Annotated in this window: 18 protein-coding genes and 1 pseudogene; 3 read left to right on the top strand and 16 right to left on the bottom strand. The window is 42.1% G+C overall.

The annotated features are described in order from the left end of the window. Positions 1-6 precede the first annotated feature (6 nt). Both QMZ64_RS06160 and QMZ64_RS06165 read left to right on the top strand, forming a co-directional pair. Positions 7-1,146 (top strand): sensor histidine kinase, encoded by a 1,140-nt coding sequence (locus QMZ64_RS06160; protein ID WP_265625217.1) that lies wholly within the window; start codon positions 7-9, stop codon positions 1,144-1,146. Continuing rightward, positions 1,143-1,745, top strand: coding sequence for a response regulator transcription factor (locus QMZ64_RS06165; protein WP_265625216.1), 603 nt, complete (start codon positions 1,143-1,145; stop codon positions 1,743-1,745). The genes QMZ64_RS06160 and QMZ64_RS06165 overlap by 4 nt, the downstream gene beginning before the upstream one ends. 153 nt (positions 1,746-1,898) lie before the next feature. Here QMZ64_RS06165 and QMZ64_RS06170 read toward each other — a convergent pair. From QMZ64_RS06170 to QMZ64_RS06190, 5 genes and pseudogenes are all read right to left on the bottom strand, one after another. Beyond that, positions 1,899-2,080 (bottom strand): annotated as a pseudogene (locus tag QMZ64_RS06170) (hypothetical protein). A gap of 462 nt (positions 2,081-2,542) precedes the next feature. Then, positions 2,543-4,516 carry a hypothetical protein gene (locus tag QMZ64_RS06175; RefSeq protein WP_301441192.1) on the bottom strand — a complete coding sequence of 658 codons (1,974 nt, stop codon included), beginning with the start codon at positions 4,514-4,516 and terminating at the stop codon, positions 2,543-2,545. Positions 4,517-4,863: 347 nt separating this feature from the next. Then, complete coding sequence (locus tag QMZ64_RS06180) at positions 4,864-5,220, bottom strand: hypothetical protein (protein WP_265625214.1); 357 nt, start codon at positions 5,218-5,220, stop codon at positions 4,864-4,866. Further along, positions 5,217-5,912 carry an ABC transporter ATP-binding protein gene (locus tag QMZ64_RS06185; RefSeq protein ID WP_301441193.1) on the bottom strand — a complete coding sequence of 232 codons (696 nt, stop codon included), beginning with the start codon at positions 5,910-5,912 and terminating at the stop codon, positions 5,217-5,219. Before QMZ64_RS06185 ends, QMZ64_RS06180 begins: the two co-directional genes overlap by 4 nt. Positions 5,913-6,887: 975 nt before the next feature. Continuing rightward, complete coding sequence (locus tag QMZ64_RS06190; RefSeq protein ID WP_265625212.1) at positions 6,888-7,265, bottom strand: lactococcin 972 family bacteriocin; 378 nt, start codon at positions 7,263-7,265, stop codon at positions 6,888-6,890. Positions 7,266-7,604: 339 nt separating this feature from the next. Here QMZ64_RS06190 and QMZ64_RS06195 point away from each other — a divergent pair, with 339 nt between their 5' ends. Next, a complete protein-coding gene (locus QMZ64_RS06195; RefSeq protein ID WP_265625211.1) occupies positions 7,605-7,880 on the top strand; it encodes a hypothetical protein in 276 nt (91 codons plus the stop codon). Between the two features lie 854 nt (positions 7,881-8,734). Here QMZ64_RS06195 and QMZ64_RS06200 read toward each other — a convergent pair. The 11 genes from QMZ64_RS06200 to QMZ64_RS06250 form a co-directional block, all read right to left on the bottom strand. Continuing rightward, complete coding sequence (locus QMZ64_RS06200) at positions 8,735-9,361, bottom strand: recombinase family protein (RefSeq protein WP_301441194.1); 627 nt, start codon at positions 9,359-9,361, stop codon at positions 8,735-8,737. A 177-nt stretch (positions 9,362-9,538) separates the two neighbouring features. Then, positions 9,539-10,465: an anti sigma factor C-terminal domain-containing protein gene (locus tag QMZ64_RS06205; protein WP_265625210.1), complete on the bottom strand. Its 927-nt coding sequence runs from the start codon at positions 10,463-10,465 to the stop codon at positions 9,539-9,541. Then, on the bottom strand, positions 10,449-10,952 hold the full coding sequence (locus tag QMZ64_RS06210; RefSeq protein ID WP_265625209.1) for an RNA polymerase sigma factor: 504 nt from the start codon (positions 10,950-10,952) through the stop codon (positions 10,449-10,451). The genes QMZ64_RS06205 and QMZ64_RS06210 overlap by 17 nt, the downstream gene beginning before the upstream one ends. A 351-nt stretch (positions 10,953-11,303) precedes the next feature. After that, a complete protein-coding gene (locus QMZ64_RS06215; protein ID WP_265625208.1) occupies positions 11,304-11,498 on the bottom strand; it encodes a hypothetical protein in 195 nt (64 codons plus the stop codon). A gap of 447 nt (positions 11,499-11,945) precedes the next feature. Continuing rightward, entirely contained in the window at positions 11,946-12,425 is a 480-nt protein-coding gene (rlmH, locus tag QMZ64_RS06220) for a 23S rRNA (pseudouridine(1915)-N(3))-methyltransferase RlmH (RefSeq protein WP_003177946.1), read from the bottom strand. Between the two features lie 80 nt (positions 12,426-12,505). Then, positions 12,506-12,664 carry a CxxH/CxxC protein gene (locus QMZ64_RS06225; protein ID WP_265625206.1) on the bottom strand — a complete coding sequence of 53 codons (159 nt, stop codon included), beginning with the start codon at positions 12,662-12,664 and terminating at the stop codon, positions 12,506-12,508. A 197-nt stretch (positions 12,665-12,861) separates the two neighbouring features. Next, positions 12,862-13,188: a hypothetical protein gene (locus tag QMZ64_RS06230; protein WP_265625205.1), complete on the bottom strand. Its 327-nt coding sequence runs from the start codon at positions 13,186-13,188 to the stop codon at positions 12,862-12,864. A 582-nt stretch (positions 13,189-13,770) separates the two neighbouring features. Beyond that, positions 13,771-14,226 (bottom strand): GNAT family N-acetyltransferase, encoded by a 456-nt coding sequence (locus tag QMZ64_RS06235; RefSeq protein WP_265627878.1) that lies wholly within the window; start codon positions 14,224-14,226, stop codon positions 13,771-13,773. 86 nt (positions 14,227-14,312) lie between these two features. Next, entirely contained in the window at positions 14,313-14,783 is a 471-nt protein-coding gene (locus tag QMZ64_RS06240; protein WP_075751786.1) for a hypothetical protein, read from the bottom strand. 251 nt (positions 14,784-15,034) lie between these two features. Then, a complete protein-coding gene (locus QMZ64_RS06245; protein ID WP_265625204.1) occupies positions 15,035-15,886 on the bottom strand; it encodes an SAM hydrolase/SAM-dependent halogenase family protein in 852 nt (283 codons plus the stop codon). 289 nt (positions 15,887-16,175) lie between these two features. Beyond that, entirely contained in the window at positions 16,176-17,387 is a 1,212-nt protein-coding gene (locus QMZ64_RS06250; RefSeq protein ID WP_301441195.1) for a S1C family serine protease, read from the bottom strand. Between the last annotated feature and the right edge of the window lie 20 nt (positions 17,388-17,407).

A 17,407-nucleotide genomic window follows, 5' to 3' on the forward strand; every position in this document is an offset into this window, starting at 1 on the left:
GGAAGAATGAAAAAAAACTTCAGCATGTTTCCGAAACGGTACGGCTTTTTTCCCTATATCTTTTTAGTCTATTTACTGCTGCCCATTTCTTATTTGACGAATCAGACCTCGGGGATCAAACAGCTGATCGGTTTTGGATTCGTGCTGCTTTTCTTGGTGACGTACCGCCAGCTTTTTTTTATTTCGCCGCAAAAAAAATTATTTACTTATTGGCTGGCTATCCAGCTTTCGATCATTTTGATCTACACTGTATTTTATGATATCAATTTAGTCTTTTTAGGCTTTTTTTCAGCGAACTTTATCGGTTATTACCGGGAAAAAAAGATATTTCGCCGCGGCCTTGCCAGCCTGGTTGTTGTATTGGTCGCCCCTTTTATCTATCATCTGCTGAAAGATCCATCCCTGCTAAATCGGCTCTTTTATTTTCTGCCCTTTCTCGTGATTATGCTCATTTCGCCATACGGCATCCGCTCTATGAACCGCCGCATGGAACTGGAACAAGAGCTTGATGAGGCAAATCAGCAAATTAAGGAACTGGTCAAGCGCGAGGAGCGTGTACGAATTGCCCGTGATCTGCATGATACACTTGGCCATACTCTCTCACTGCTCACATTAAAAAGCCAGCTTGTCCAGCGTACCATCGCCAGCGACCCGGAACGGGCGCGAAAAGAAGCAAGAGAAATGGAAACCACATCAAGAGCAGCCTTAAAACAAGTCCGGGAACTCGTGTCTGATATGAAAACGGCAACGATCGCAGAAGAGCTTATCCATATCCAGCAAATCCTGCGGGCTGCAGACACCACATTCGAATACATGGGAGGTTCCGATTTTTCAAATATCTCTCCTGTCACACAAAACATCGTCAGCATGTGTATACGCGAAGCCGCCACAAATATCGTCAAACACAGCCGTGCCACCCATTGCACCATTTCCATCTCTCAAACAGATGAAAAAATAAGCATCACCATCAAAGACGACGGAATGGGAATCGATCAGCAAACACCATTTGGAAACGGCTTGCGCGGGATGAAGGAAAGACTTGCATTAATCGACGGCGCACTCGACGTTTCAACCCATAACGGCACAGTTTTAAATATCACCGTTCCGATTGTAAAGAAAGCTGAACGAAAGGAAACAATCCAATGATTCGTTTATTTATTGCCGAAGACCAAAGAATGCTGTTAAGCGCGCTGGGGGCCTTGCTTGATCTTGAAGAAGACATGAAAGTGATCGGCCAGGCAACAAACGGCGAAGAAGCGCTCATCGCCATTCTGAAACTAGAACCGGACGTCTGCCTCATGGATATCGAAATGCCCGTCAAAAGCGGCTTGGAAGTGGCTGAAGAGCTAACGAAACGAGGCTCAAAAAGTAAGGTTATCATTTTAACAACATTCGCCCGCCCCGGCTACTTCGAACGCGCCGTCAAAAGCAATGTCCACGGCTATCTACTCAAAGACGGAGAAATCGACGACCTCGCAGACGCCATCCGAAAATGCACGGAAGGCAAGCGAATCTTCAGCCCGGAACTCACCTTCGATGCCATCCGCAAGGTAAACCCGCTCACCGAACGGGAGCAGGAAATCCTGCGATTGGCGACTTTAGGAATGACGACAAAAGAAATTGCCGCCGAGTTATTTTTGTCAGCAGGCACCGTCCGGAATTATATTTCTGAGATTATGCATAAGTTGGGTGCGAAGAACCGGACAGAGGCGGCGAAGGTTGCGGAGGGAGAGGGGTGGGTTTGAGTGTGGTCTGGGTGATCAACAGTTTATTACTCGATAGGCATTTCAGATGCTTAAGCTAGCCTTATAGATAATTTTGTGATCTTTTAGGGCAACGCCGTTATTAAACAATTAACATCTAAAATCCACACTCTCGTTGTTTTTTGACCAATCCCCTTAGTCGATTGGTTCACCAGAATGTTCTTTTAGCTGTTGAATACCAATTTTTATTGCTCTTCCTCTGTATCAATCAGTGATAGACCTTGATTGATTGGACTCCAATACTCATATACATAATCTTCGTCCCATTCAATCCATGTAAAGACTTCTGTTGTGTAAAGCCCATCATGTCTTTTCATAATTTCAACTTTGTATTGTTTACTAGGTGATAAAATCCGCTTTGCAAATTTTTCCACCACTTCACCGCCATTCTGCCTTGCTAAAATCTCTCGTAACCTGTGTTGAGATAACAACCGCTTATCTTTTAAACATCCTCTTAATATGATTAAGTTCTGTTCAATTCTCTCCTTTTCGATAATCAATACAATTATTTTCTCAACTATTTTTTAGTTTTTCTTAAAACATTTTTCAAAGTCAAATTTCTTTATTTTTATAAGCTTTAAGTTAAAAATGCTATTCAGAAACTTCTCTTTCTCATCTGTAATAGTCACCGTAAACATAGTATCTCGACAATCATTCGCTCGGACCAACCAGGGCTGTCATGTTCCGTGGCGAAAGACGAACGGTCCGTGATGTCAAGCACGGACCGACCGCCAATTGCTACTGAAACGCCCTGGGCTTCATCCGACTCTTACCTCCGGTCAAATTCGCCGTTTGCTGGCTCTATCAAAACACCAACGTACAGCAAACAGATGACTCAGCGGCACAACTAGCAACCCATACACCGCGGCCACTAGTACAGCCCCTATCTCATCAGGCCTTTGGAGCAAAACAACAACGCCCACAAGGCCGACCCCAACAAGCATTTCATTGGCTACACGGCTCCGGAGAATCCGTACCCATGACTGACCTGCCACCCGCAGCGGAAAGTCACGCTTCGCCTGCAGCAGCGCGGTTATCAATGCACTAATCGCAGCAGCGACAGTGAAAGCAATAACTAATGCAATCAGCGCAAGATTCAACAACCATACAACGTACGCTGCGAACTGCGCGCGGAGAATCCCCTCTTCGGCAACATAGACAACTTTCAGTTCACCGTTGATATCTCGATTACGCAGCGCCTTCACGTCAAGGCCGTGTTTCTCTAACAATTCCTGCGTAGCAGTTACACCAGTGAATACGATGTTGCTGCCTGAGGCCATGGAAGTCAAGGCAGAATCGTTATAGGTATCGTAGAGCGAGGGCACGACAACAACTAGGACATCGTCCGCAAAGTGAAGTCTTTCCCCCCCTCCTCCTTGGGCTACCGGCAACCGGAATCCGTCAATCGGCCGCAAGAACTTGAACTTACCGAACTGCTCATCGGAAAGCTCTTTCCTCGACAAAAGCTCAGCCTCTTCTCGAATCATTTTGACAAGCCCTTTTGGAATGCTATGATAAGGTACCTTTGTAACAGCAGGCTGTGGTGCATCCATGGTCACCATATCAAGCCAACGCTGGTTCACGTAAGAGATGGCCGAGTACTCTCCAAAATCGACCGGCATTGGCATTTCTTGAGTATATGTGTATGAAAAAGCTACCTTATCAAGCGATTCCGCATCCTTTATCAGTTTACCAATCTGCGGCTCCATGTGGTTCATCTCGTCAACGTCTGTCGCAAACACAATCGCGACTTGATCTGCGAGTTTCTTCCACTGAGCCATTTCAGCAGCTATAGCTGAGGAATGTTTGAATGCGGACCAAGCAGGTCCAGCCGCAGCTACCACCAGGAGGAACGTTAACGCTTGGATCACGATGGCAGCTGAACGCAAGCTTTTAACCGCAGGTTGTCTGGTGGCGATCATGGTAGCGCTTGGCCATGCGGAAGCTGACATGACCAGCGCAGCCAACAGGGATACGGTAATAACAGCGACCTGCAGACTGAACAGCGCCTTGAGGAAGGTGCCGACATATACCCAGCCATGAAACAAACTTACGTAGCAAGACGCAACCAGAGCTACAGCAACCGCCGACACCAGCAGCGCACACCCGAACCCGGCCAGGTCCTGCACCTGAATCCGCGAGGTCGGGCAACCGCCCAGAACCCGAAGGGCACGCCCTCGAGCTCTTAACGACAACCAGAACAACGCAAGCGCCGCAATCAGCGCAAATGCTGCAAGAACGGCGGCAGCAAATCCTCTTTCTCGCACAACGAATTCAAGGCTTTTAAAAATTGACGCATCCCCGCGACCGACCTTCACACCTTCACTTTTCAGCGTGTCCTCGAACTCGCTCAAGTGAGCCTTTTCACCGGTCACGAGATAGAACCCATCGGAGTAGGAGGTTTCAAGCCGGTCCTTACCGACAATCTTGCCTGCACCATCGCCGCCAAACCAAGTAAATTCGTCGGGCAGATCTCTATCGTTAAGTGCTACAAAGACCTGGCCATCGCCGTCGCTTGCAAGGTCTGGCGCAACCTTGACCAGCCCAAGATCCCAGCGCGCATCGAGCTTTTCCAGCTTCGCAAACGCTTCAGTGATAGATAGCCCCGATTCGCTGAAATCGAGGTTTAACCTGCTCTCGACACCAATCGCCTGAGGAAAGTCTCGATCATATAGGTCGGTGATGATCGCCGCCAGTAGCGCAAGCAGAGCAAACAACGCGCCCGCAACAGCCACTATAATACGTTTATACACAAGCTGGACCTCCAAGAACTATTTGAAAATTGCCATGCTAAGCCCCGGCGAACACAACCGGTATCGCCGGGGACTGGCATAATTGCCTGGGTTAACAGGTAATGTTCCCCTTTCATTTCATTCCTCCTCATTTATTCAACTATTTTTGTCAATATTTCTACTCCTCAACTCGTTTGTCTCTGCCTCCTATCAATTCTCCAAGGGCCTTTATGTAAAGCCTAGCCAGCGCATCGTACTTGGCGTAGTTGGTCTGCATCAGGTTCGTACGGCTTGACAAAACGGGGAGACAGTCTTGCCCATAAGTAGGCAGGAAACGGTTACACCGAGTGGATTGTGTGGAAGTTGAGTTAGCGCTTCACCAGGTGCACCGGAACCCCAAACCCGTCGCGGCGGCTGAGCAGGTCGGAGATGGCGTCATGCTCAGATCTTGAACCATAGCTAACCATGACCAGCCCTCGGTTCTGGTCATCAGGACACGGCTTTCCTACTTCGACCGTAATGCTGTCACCCAAAGCTTTAATCTCCTCGACGAGGTCTTGATGTCTGGTAAGCGCTGCATTGGCCTCTGTTACGTTCGGCAGCTGATCGCATGGCGGATGAGTGTCTCTTGACACTGTGATCCATCCGTTTAGGAATGCAACTGTTCCAACTACAAGCAATAATCCTACGACCACACCGATAATGATCTTCGTGGCTGATTTCATGAGGAACCTCCTAAGTTGCCGGGATCGCTAGTCGACAATTGTTTTGACGAACTGTTGGAACCAACCTCATGCCGAGCACCACACGCGTTGATCATCTCAGAGTCGTGCGTCGACACAATAACCGTGCGGCCACGCGCAGCGAAGCCCGCAAACAGATCGATGACCTTTCGCCGATTGGTTGAGTCAAGCGAGGCGGTCGGCTCATCGACAAACAGGAATGCAGCGTCCTTGTAGATGGCACGAGCCAGTGCGAGTCGCTGCTTCTCGCCCCCACTAAGGTGGCTAGCCAACTCACCTTCTCGTCCCTGGAGACCCGTCTGCTCGAGCACCTCCGCCAACCGCTCTTGGTTTCCCGTGACACGCCGTCCAAGGATGCTCGCCTGCATAGTGACATTGAATGCCACTGACTCCTCATCCATAATGCCGTAATCCTGAAGAATGAACGCCGCATGATCACGCCAAAACCGCCGCCGCGCCGCAGTACCGCAGCTTGTAACATCGTGTCCGTCTATCAAGATGCGTCCCTGATTAACCGGGAGCAATAGTCCGAGGCAGTGCAAAAGTGTAGTCTTTCCACATCCGCTTGGACCAACGAGGGCTGTCATGACCCCTGGCGGGCACTGAACGGTCTCACCGTCAAGCACGGTCCGCCCACCAATTGCTACTGAAATGCCCTGTGCTTCAATCAACATCTGTACCTCCCATCAAATTCAACGCTATAAAAAGCGGCACTCATTTATTCCATTCCTCCTCATTTACTTGGCTATTTTTGTGGATATTTTACTCTTCAAGCCGATTTATCACCGCACACCTACCTTTTTCATAATCTTGTTGACGGTGTCGTGACATCCTATTTCTTCTTCGTCACAAACATTAATTCCTTTATAAATAGAAAATTTCACTTGTTCTACCATAGGTAACCTATTGGTTGCCGGGGCACAAGGAATTTGTTTTTCTGAATAACGGCCAACATCAACACTAGGCCTGAAATCGAGGGTTGCACAGCATAACATAACATACTGCTATGGCTACCAAGATAAAACTACAAAATTAAATCAACCTATTATTTCCCACAAAATCATTAGGTTGCATTTTATGTTTTTTCCTGCTGATATTCACTATCTTTTGAGGAGTTTCTTTGGCTGTGCACCGAAGCAACTCCTTTGTATATAGATGAATACTATGATGGAAATATAATATTTTTCAAAAGAAATTTAATTTAAAAATTTAAGAATGAATGCTCGGGGCGATTAATTGCTGCGCCCCTCAAAAGCGGGGTATTACCCTATTGAAATCTCAGAGTTTAAGAAATTTTACAATAACTGGAATAAAAACCTACCAATCGGTAAGTGCTTCTGAGAAAACTGCTCCCGCATCGACACGGTAGTGGGCGAAAAGATATGCTAACTTGACTGGTAATCCAAACATAAAATTCGGGTATGTCTTTACCAAAATAAAACATTGAATATAGATTTAACTTTCTCGAAAATAACGGCCAGCGGAAACCTTGATTTCATAAATAGGATGATTGCCGTCAACGGGGTCAGGAAGTGTAAACAACAAAACCCGCGTCATCCACTATAATACGCTTATACAAAGCTGGATCTCTCAGGACTTTCTGGATCTTGCCATGCTAGCCCTGTTGATAGCAACCGTTTTCCCTTTAATTAGTTGGTGCGATAGTAGTAACGCCCCTTCAGACCCGGTGAGTTTACGACTCCGACATAGGCGTTAGAGTAGCGGCCCGGAGCCGTATCTAAACTTCTATTTGTTTTTTCCACTTTTCCATCGATGAGTTTTTGCACTGTCGAGCCGTGGACCTTTTTCGGGTGGTTGTACTCAGAACGGAGCCCGAGATTTACGAATCCATACCTCCATGTTCCACCTTCCGATGGATACTGGTAGTGATAACCCGGGTTCACCCACGCAAATGCAGGCACCGTAGCACCTCCCACCAAGCCAATGGACACTGTCAACACGGCGAACGTCGCTTTGATTGTTCGAGTCAAAGGTTTCCTTTTTTTCTTATTCAAAAGATTTTTCATTATTTCATTCCTCCTCATTCTTTCGGCTAATAAGTTTACTCTACAAGTTAATTTGTCTCCGCCCACCTACCGTGTCGATGCGGGAGAATTTTTTCCCTTGTTGGCGGTGCCGTGGTCCTGACTCTTCTTAGTCACAGGACATCAATTTTTTCTTCCATGACCAACCCTCGGTCCTGGTCATTTGGTGACGACTTGTCCACTTCGACGAAATACTGTCACCTAGCATTTTGATCACCTCCTCAATATCCTAATGGCTGGCAAGCACCACAGTGTTCTTTACTGCATTCGGTTAGCGACCGAATGGAGGTGCATGTCAGGAACCTCCTAAAAGTCTGTTAAATGAAAGATCAAGTAAAAACAAAAAAATCGTTACGGAAGCAGATAGAATGGGCAACTCCGTTCGAAAAAGAGGTCAAGCAGATGGTGGAAGAAGTCATAGAAGCGGATGTCAAAGATGAAGAAATGCTCTCTCTTTTCCCGGAGACGTTCCGCCGCAAAATTCAACATCGTAGAAATTGGCTTGCAAAAGCCAACTCGGCATTACAAGAACTGGATGAATGCACACCTGGAGAAAATCGCCAACGCTACAAAGATCAAATCACTTTTATTGATTAGCGTCCCGTATCCTGTCCCAAAAGCCTATATGAAGGCATATGATTTGGCTTAGAAAAGAAGAATAACAGCAGCGGCCGGGTGCTTCGGGACAAAACAGGCGTAATAACATAGTCCTGAAAACACCTTGCCACAGAAATAAATCAAACAAGATACCTAAATTAAGAGGAAACAAAAGAAAAACCCACATGACAAAAGAAGTTTTTATTTGGGTACGGTGACCCTAACACCAACTCTCTTTAACTAAAATTAACTATTTTTATAATAATTGTAAAATAAAACTGATTCAAGAGGTTTCTTAATTTTTTCAAAAATTTGGTCAAAATTTCTTATGTTTGCCAAAGTATAGAAATCTTAGATGATAGAGGATTGAATAATCAAATTATTTTCCCTTTTTATTTGTATATAAGAATGGAATTTTATATTCCTATCTTCCTTTAAATGCTTAATTGATTCAGAAAATTATAGACTGTTTTAATGTATTCTTAATGTGGCAAATTGTTGGGGTTTTATATTTGCATTTGAGAAGGCTATTAAAAAAAGACAAGCCTAATTGCCTGTCTCCAGAGAAAATTGTAATGTTTCTTCTATTTTTAAGGTAAGAATGATAAGCCCAAATTTAAAATTTTCCATCACTTATGATAAGGCTCAGCGAATGTCACCAAAGAACATAGTTAATTTTGAACATAAAGTATATATATCAATATAGCCATTATCCCCCACTATTTTGTGGGGTTTTTATTTTAAATCAGCTTGTGGGAGTGGAAGTACTATTATATATTTCATAATAATAATCAATATAATTGGTGAAAAGTACCCCTCCTATAAAAAAGTAAAAGACATCCCTAGAAGGATGCCTAAATTGTTTGTTCATATTCTCCGATGATTTTATAGAATGTATTCTTTTTTAACTCTAACAAGGACATAAATTCAACCCCTGTTATCTCTTTTCTTTTCCATTTAGGATAGTTGTTATCTAACTTTTGTCTTTGTTCCTTGTTAAATGTACTGAGATTTAATTGTGGTCTGCCTAGATGCTTCCCTTTTGCTTTTGCAACTGCAATTCCTTCGGCTTGTCGTTGAAGAATATTGTCACGTTCACGCTCACTTACAAAGGCTAAAACTTGTAAAACAAGGTCAGATACAAATGACCCCAATTGGTCTTTATATTGCGTTGTAGCGAGTAAGGGCATATCCAATACTTTTATATCTGCTTTAATGTTTTGGGTAATATCTTCCCATTCTTTCTTTATTTCTTTGGAGTTTCTTCCGAACCGATCAATTGATTTAATATAGAGTAAATCCCCTTCACGTAAACACTGTTTTAACGCTTTGTATTGGCTTCTATTGAAGTCTTTTCCACTTTCCTTATCAATAAATATGTCACGTTCATTTATGCCTAATTCTAGGCTTTCTGTTAATTGTCTGGCTTCATTTTGGTCTTTGCTTGATACCCTTATATAAGCAAAAGTCTTTTTACTCATATTGTTCACCGTTCCTATAGGTTATTTGTTAATTCTATTATAACCCAAGTGTTTATAAAGGTAACAATATTTTATAAACGTTTATAAAATATTTAAACGAGCTTTAAGGACAACAAAAACAACTTATTTTGTCTATCCTTAAAGGTATACGTTTATAAACCTTCAACCAAATTATTATCAATATTTATCAACTATCACTCCTAAGCTAGATGCCTTTACATACGGTTGCCCTTGCAATGAAGATAAACTATCTTTTGTACCAGTAACAACAACCCCTATAATCAAACCATCCTTTTGACGCTTTTTTACATATTCGTAGTCATTTTTATTAAACTTCTTTAAACGATCCAAGAAGTCCGATTCACTTTTCACTTTTGGTGTACTTAATACCTGTCCTAACTTTGAAGATGGGTCTGAAATTCCAAATAACCATTGCCCAGATTCTGGTGATTCCCTATCATCAGATTTATTAGAATAATAATTTACCCAATACCACGTTGGATTAACTGATTTAGGAAGCATTGTCTTAACTTCTTCTAACGAATAACTCTTATCAAAGGAGATTGCCATTTCAATATATTTATCATTTGGAAATTCTTTAATTTTTGATAAGTCATTAGCATAGTTTTTATAATTAAATTGTGGAACATAAAATAACATTTCTCTTTCTCCACTAGGTATGTGGATTTGAGTGGTATCATCAATATTCGTACTATGTGATGAAAAGGATGTGGATTGAAAACCCCTTAATCCAAAATGAACCTCTTGTGTATCCCATGGAATAACTTTATCCTCAATAACCTTATATACCTCACGTTTAATTGTACCTTTAAATAATCCTATATCTAACGTTTCAGTATTAATAATAGTATTAGGAGCTTTCATTACAGCATCTCGTCTTATTAACTCAGAAGCTACTTCACTACCTTTTTCACTCATCCACCAAAGATTTGTCTTATAGATTCCTACAACTAGAAGAATACTTACAATAGCAGATATAAATAATGTCCTAAAAAATGTAACTCGTTTTGCCTTTTTTAATGATTTGTTTAATGACTTGTCATCAAAAATGTTTTTTAACTCATCCTCATTTGGTTCTTTCATTTTCTTCCCTCCAATAAATTTCCTTAAATTTTGCTCTTGCTCTAGCCAAATAGGTTTTAACTCCACTTGGTTTCATATCCAAATACTCTGCAATCTGTTTATAAGACCATTCCAGTTCATACTTAAAAAGAAGTAACTGTTTATATATGTAAGGGAGTTGTCCAAGTGCCTTTCTTACTTCGTCTTTATCTTCTTTTTCTATCACCAAATCCTCAATTAATATTGAATTTGAAACAAAATATTCATCGAATGATATAGATTGAGATTTCTTTAATTTTCTACAGTAATCGTAATATAAATTTATTGCTACCTTAAAAAGCCAAGCTTTATATTTATCGGCATCAATTGATTCAAGATATATCATCGACTTATAGACAGATTCTTGGATAATATCCTTAGCTGTTTCTTGGTCAACACCAAGCTTTAATAAATAGAAATATAAGTCATTCATAGCTTTAAGTAATTGCTCATTTGATAACCGATCCAAGCACCTAACCTCCTTCCCGTCTATATAACGTATTAAGAGTTAAAAAGTATACAATTCTTTTTATTTTTTCTGTTATTCTCCACCTAGCTTAATTAAATGTAACGACATTTCATTCAAAATCACCAAAAAATCCCCTGTAAAGAGGACTTTTTGGTTTGATTTCTATCTCTTTAGCTAATTGTTATTAATCTTTAATGATTTTATGTTTTGGGAGTAGTGTTCACACGTTAAAAGTATGTTAATAGAGAGGATTTTCTTAATATTTTATACGTGGAATATATTTAATAAAGATTGCGTGGCTTGTATCACTATTTTATGTTCATTAATTATAAAATCGTTCTTTTATGTACTCTAATCCAACGGTATATAAAGCTGTTTTTGCTTATTGTGATTTTGATTTATGTTCTTATTATACTCATCTATTAATTCTTTTCTATTTCTAAATGTTCCATCTTTATAATAGCACTTTTCTAATAGCGTTTTTTCCCCGATTATTTCTACTAACATTTTAAAACCCAACACTTTTTCAATATCTGCTACTTTCATTACGTTTAAAGCCTTTTGGATTTCAATATCGTTCGACTTGTTTTGGAATTTTAGAAGCTCATTTATTTTAAACTTCTCAATTATGTATGTAAAAAAGGCTTTCGTTATCAAATCGACTGCTTTTCTTTGACGAGAATATTCCCTTAAATTATACTAGCCTTAATACTCCTTTTGCCTGTTCTATTACGTTAGCATTATTAGAGCAAAAAGAACAATTAGAAATTGAGTTAAACAAGCCCACTATAAAAGAAATTTCATATGAAGATTTACAAAAAGTTTTAAGCACCTTTTCAAAGATTCTCCCTCATGTTGAACCTGAGAAGCAAAAGGATTTACTTCATACAATTATTAATCAAATTACCATTAATGAAGGAAATTCACCAACTGAAAGAAGCGTCAAAGACATCGAGTTGTACTTTGACGCTTCAAAAAATAATAACTATGTGCTTACTTATGATACGGTTCCCCCCGATTAATCCGAAACGCCCGATAAACCTGCTCCAGCAAAATCAGCCTCATCAGCTGATGCGGGAACGTCATCCGTGAAAACGACAGCTTCTCATCTGCGCGCTTCAGGACGGCGTCGCTCAAGCCGAGGGAGCCGCCGATGACGAAGGTTACCTTGCTCTTTCCATATGTGGCGAGTCTATCCATATTATCGGCTAATTCTTCTGAGCTTTTCATTTTTCCTTCGATTGCCAAGGCGATGACGTGGGCGTCAGGGCTGATTTTGGAGAGAATTCGTTCGCCTTCTTTGTCTTTGACGATTTTCATGTCCTGGTCGCTTAGGTTTTCCGGTGCTTTTTCGTCCGGCAGTTCGATGATGTCGACTTTCGCATATGCCGAGAGCCGTTTTATGTATTCGTCGATTCCTTGTTTTAAATATTTTTCTTTTAGTTTTCCGATTGCTACGATTGATATATTCACAGGTCATCCCCACTTTAAGAACAAGTTATTCAGATGCATTATCCACAATTGTGGATAAAGGTTGTGTATTTAGTGTCCGATCATTCGTTCCCCACTATATATACTGCAGGCTTATCGCACAATTCACAGGTTGTGGATAAACTGTGTGTATGTTCGATTTTTCTGATTTCAGGGGCCAATTCTTCTTTATCCACATACATGTCAATGACGGTTTCAATATGCTCTTCGCAAGACTTCATAAAAGTCCCTCCAATATCTGTATCATTGGGCTCTTTTATAAAAAAGCTCCTTATTCAATATACCCTATTTATGCACATGTTAGTAGGTTTTAGCATGACTTCATAAGGTTATCCACAAGCTTTTATATTCCTCTGGATAACTCTGTTCTCTCTAAATAAAAAACACCAGCTAACCTCGCTGATGCTTTAATCTTTTTTTATACTGCTTCTCCTTTTTCCTGAACAACTAAAGAATGCTGATTCGTGACATGCTGCAAATATGAAACGTTAAGAATGAAAGTCCAAAACCCGTTAACCGGCTTTTTAGACAACCCCATAAACGCTTTTCTAACCTTAAATGCACTAACTAGATTTATCGTCCAAAAAAGGAGAAATGAGAGCTGCGGGAGAAAGCTGTGTCCGGGGCGCAGCGGGAGAAGCAAAATGCTGTTGCTGTATGGCAGCAGATCTTCTTTTTGAAATGTGATCGAGTAAAAAGTCCAAAAATGCTCCAAAATTGAAAAGACGCTTAACAGCAGTGTCACTTTAATGGCGACATACGGGAGCTTGATTTGGCATCGTTCTAAATTCTTTCTTCTTGAGAGAAACCAATACGGGATGTATATGCCGGACGTTATGATTGTTTAACACCGCATATATTGGTTTTATTTTCGGAAATTCTTCTAATTCCTTACTCATGCTGAAACACTCTTCTTTCCTTAAAACTGTTCTTCCAGGTCTTTTTATCCTTGTCATCTATACTTTTCCACTTTCCATATCAAAATGTACTATATTGAATCCAATAAATCAAAATCCATTGAAGTGTCAAATTGGGATTTTCTTAGGTATATGGATTCTTTTTTTTGACCGAAATAAAAAAAATGTATCCTTTTACCTGATCCTTATTTCGTGTTCACCCGCAGAAACTCGACAATCAACAGGACATTATTCGTCATATTTTTACCTTTGCAATATGCAATCTGTCATTGCGTAACATAAAGGGGTTCAATCGGATCATTTTGTCTTTTTTTCGTTATGTTCCGCGTCTCTCAACTAGGAATAATGACATGCTGTGTTTCATGTGGAACATTGGCCATGAAAAAAGATCAAAGCTCACAGCTTTGATCTTACAGCCTCTTGCTCATACGCAAATCCGTCGTCTCGAAATTCATTTTTTCATAAAGCCGCTTCGCCTTTTTATTATGGGCGAATACATGCAGGGACAGCTTTTGGACTCCTAATTGCTTTGCCTCTTCTTCTAAGACGGCTAAAGCCTGCTGGCCGATTCCCTGCCCGCGGTACGCTTCATAAAGCCCGAAATCGTAAATAAATGCTTCCTTTTGAGGATGGTGCGGGTCAGCGTAGATCCAAAGCCAGCCTGCGGCATCCCCGCTGTCGTCCATAATTGACCATAGATGATGGTTGACCGTTTCAATGCCGTTTGGCAAAAGGGCTGCAAACTGCTCTTCTGCTTTCTCCATCGCTTCCGCCACTGTCCATGTGCCCGCTTTTACTTTCTCCATGGCGTAATGCTGGATGGAATAGGTCTGGTAAGTCTTAAAGCCTTCTTCTGTCATTGGCATTAAACGGATTGCCGGTTTTTTTCTCGGTTTGTTTAAGTCAATTTTAATTTTTGATTTCACCAATGCTTCACTTCCTTGTTTATTGATCATGATGCTTTGCTCAGCCATTCGCTTTTCGGCTCGGAAAGTTTATTGATTCTGTGCTGAATGTAAATGACATTCAAAAGGAACGCAAAAATGGACCCATTTGCAGGTTCTTTACCTGAGAGCTTGTTTAATGAAGCGGTCACCACCAGCGCGCAGTAAATCAAAACACCTGCGGACAGAATCAAAATCACGCGGTCGAGCAGCATATAAAGGCTGTAATGCATGTCAGGAAAAGCGATTTTTGCTGATATTCTAATTGGAATCGAAAATAAATGATAAAATATGATAGCTTTTAACGTGGTGTAGGGAATATCATGATAAGGCAGCAAATCGAAGCTTTTTTTCCTGGATAGAAACCAGTATGGTATGTAAACCCCCAGTGTGATCAGACATAGCACAAAAACGGACAAGATACTTCTGCTCTTTACATTAGACAGCGTTTTCAACGCAGTCTGCACATTGTCGTTCATATCATTCCTCCGGACACTCGTTTTCCAAACAAATGAATTGAATGAATTTTTTCATAGCAGCGGCACACCCCCTCAATATATTCTTTTCTCTTGTTTTAGACAATATGACTTAGGTACCAATATGACAAATGTACTATTTTTTAAAGAGGATTGCCGCCTTCTCGATTAGCTGAAAAACGTGTGACAACCGTTTTTATGTCATAAGAATGAAACAAAAAACAAAGAGCCTGATGGAATTCAGGCTCTTTTGTTTAACGCTGTATACTTTTTTGAAGAGAAATCTGCCAGTTGATGCCGGTGCCAATATGGTGTGTTTTGGCAAACGATCCTTGATTGAGGGCAATACCCAAGCGGTCTAATGAATTGATATAAACAACCGGCTTGCCGACCGGCATATCGGCAAATGACCGTCCAAATGCCATCGTTTGCTGATAGACTTTGGTGTCCTCGTGTTTGATGACGACTTCCACAGGATCTCCGTATTGAACATCAAGTGACTTGAACAGTTTACGGCTGATATTTGTCCAAAGGTTTCCAAACCGGATATCTAAAATGTCGATCGTTCCGGTTATCCAATCATTTTCGATATAAGCTTCCATGACCGGCAGTTTGACAATGGAATCTGTTGAAACTTCCGGACCAATCCGGTCGAAGCTGAGAATCCCGGCTGCCAGTCTTGCCCCGGTGTAAGCGTAAATGTCGCGGCCATGGAATGTATGTGATTCGCCTGATCTCGGAAGCCTGTTTTGCGCTTCATCAAGATAGCGCGCTTCGACAATCCCATTTTGCCGGCTGATATGGGTGAGTGTTCCGTTGTCCGGTGTGATGATATATTGATCGGAAGAGGTTCTGACTGCGACGCTGCGACGTTCCGAGCCGACCCCTGGATCGACGACCGACACGAAGACAGTGCCTTCAGGCCAATAAGAAACAGACTGCAGCAGCCGATAGGAAGCCTCCCAAATGTGAAAAACGGGAATGTTGTGCGTCAAATCAAAAATCCGGAGTGAATGGTCAACCGAATAAGCCACACCGTACATCGCATTTACCGCCCCGTCATCAAGGCCAAAATCAGATTGTAATACAAGTGCATGCCGACTCATCCTTATCTCCCTTTCCGCCCAGATTTTTCAAACTCCGCGGCCATTGTCAGAATGTTTAAACCATCATATCGTACGCGAAATTGAAACGCAATATGATGCTTTGTCCATTTTTGAGAAACTGTCATTTTTATTGAAGCAAAAACTTGGAATTCACACCCTAAAAACCAGATTATTCATCCAGAAAGTCTTATTTTCCTCTCTAACTATCCCATTTTTGCCTTTTGACGATCATTCCCCAGACTTGGCATAATAAAAAAACAGCCCGGCCGTACCGGCCAGACTGTCTTGATCAGCTTCCCAATTTGGATCGGGACAGCTTTACTTCTGTTGTTCTTTCTTTGCCGCCCCGCAGGTATTTGATTTTCACCTTATCGCCGACGTTTTTGGTGTAGAGCTTTTTACGCAGATCAACGATATCGTAAACGCGGTCACCGTTGAATTCGACGATGACATCAAGCTCTTTCAAACCGGCTCTGCCTGCAGGAGACACCGGCTGAACGCCCATCACAACCACGCCTGATGTTACGTCTTTCGGCAGTTTAAGTGTTTCCTGCCAGTGGTAGCTTGCGATATCGCCAAGTGATTTCATCTCAATTCCAAAATACGGCCGTCTTACTTCTCCGTACGTTTCCAAATCTTCGATAACCGGAATAGCAAGGTTGGCCGGAATGCTCAGGCCGATTCCTTCGACGGCTGATTCAGCGATTTTCATCGAATTAATACCGATGACTTTTCCATCAATATTAAACAGCCCGCCTCCGCTGTTTCCCGGGTTAATGGCAGCATCCGTCTGCAATACTTCGGCATTCCAGTCCGGCTGCCCGTCTCCGTTTGAATCGACCGGAACAGCGCGTTCGGTTCCTGAGATGATTCCTTGTGTAACAGATCCTGAAAACTGCAGGCCGAGCGGGTTTCCAATCGCGATGACAGGCTCGCCTGTTTTCACTTTATCAGAATTTCCGAATTCAGCAGCCGCTTTTATTTTATTGCTGCTGACTTGCAGGACGGCCAGATCCATCAGTTTATCACTGCCGATCAGTTTTGCCGGAATCCGCGTTCCGTCATTCAGGCTGACTTCGATTTGGGATGCCCCTTCAATGACATGGTGGTTGGTCACAATGTGGGACGTGTTGCCGTTCTTTTTATAAATAACGCCCGAGCCTGTTCCCGCTTCACTGTCTCCATCCCATACACCGGTTTTTTGGATGTTGATAACGCCGACAACAGAATCAGAAACCTTAGAGACCACTTGTGTGACTTCATTGTTCACGTTGACGGATACATTGCGGACCACACCGCCCTGTTGAGCTCCTTGACCTCCGTGCGCTTCAATGACTTGCAGATTGTACGGCAGCCATCCCTGCTGCGAGAGGTACGGCAAGGCAAACACTGTTAAAAGAGCGCCGATAACGGCGCCGACCAGGCTTGAAAACAAAAAGCTTCTCCAATTTCTCACCGGCTTTTCCCGAACGAACTTTTCCTCATCATGATTAAACTCCACTATATTCAAATCCTTTCAAG

It is taken from the genome of Bacillus sp. LB7, assembly GCF_030449715.1.
Taxonomy (GTDB): domain Bacteria; phylum Bacillota; class Bacilli; order Bacillales; family Bacillaceae; genus Bacillus; species Bacillus paralicheniformis.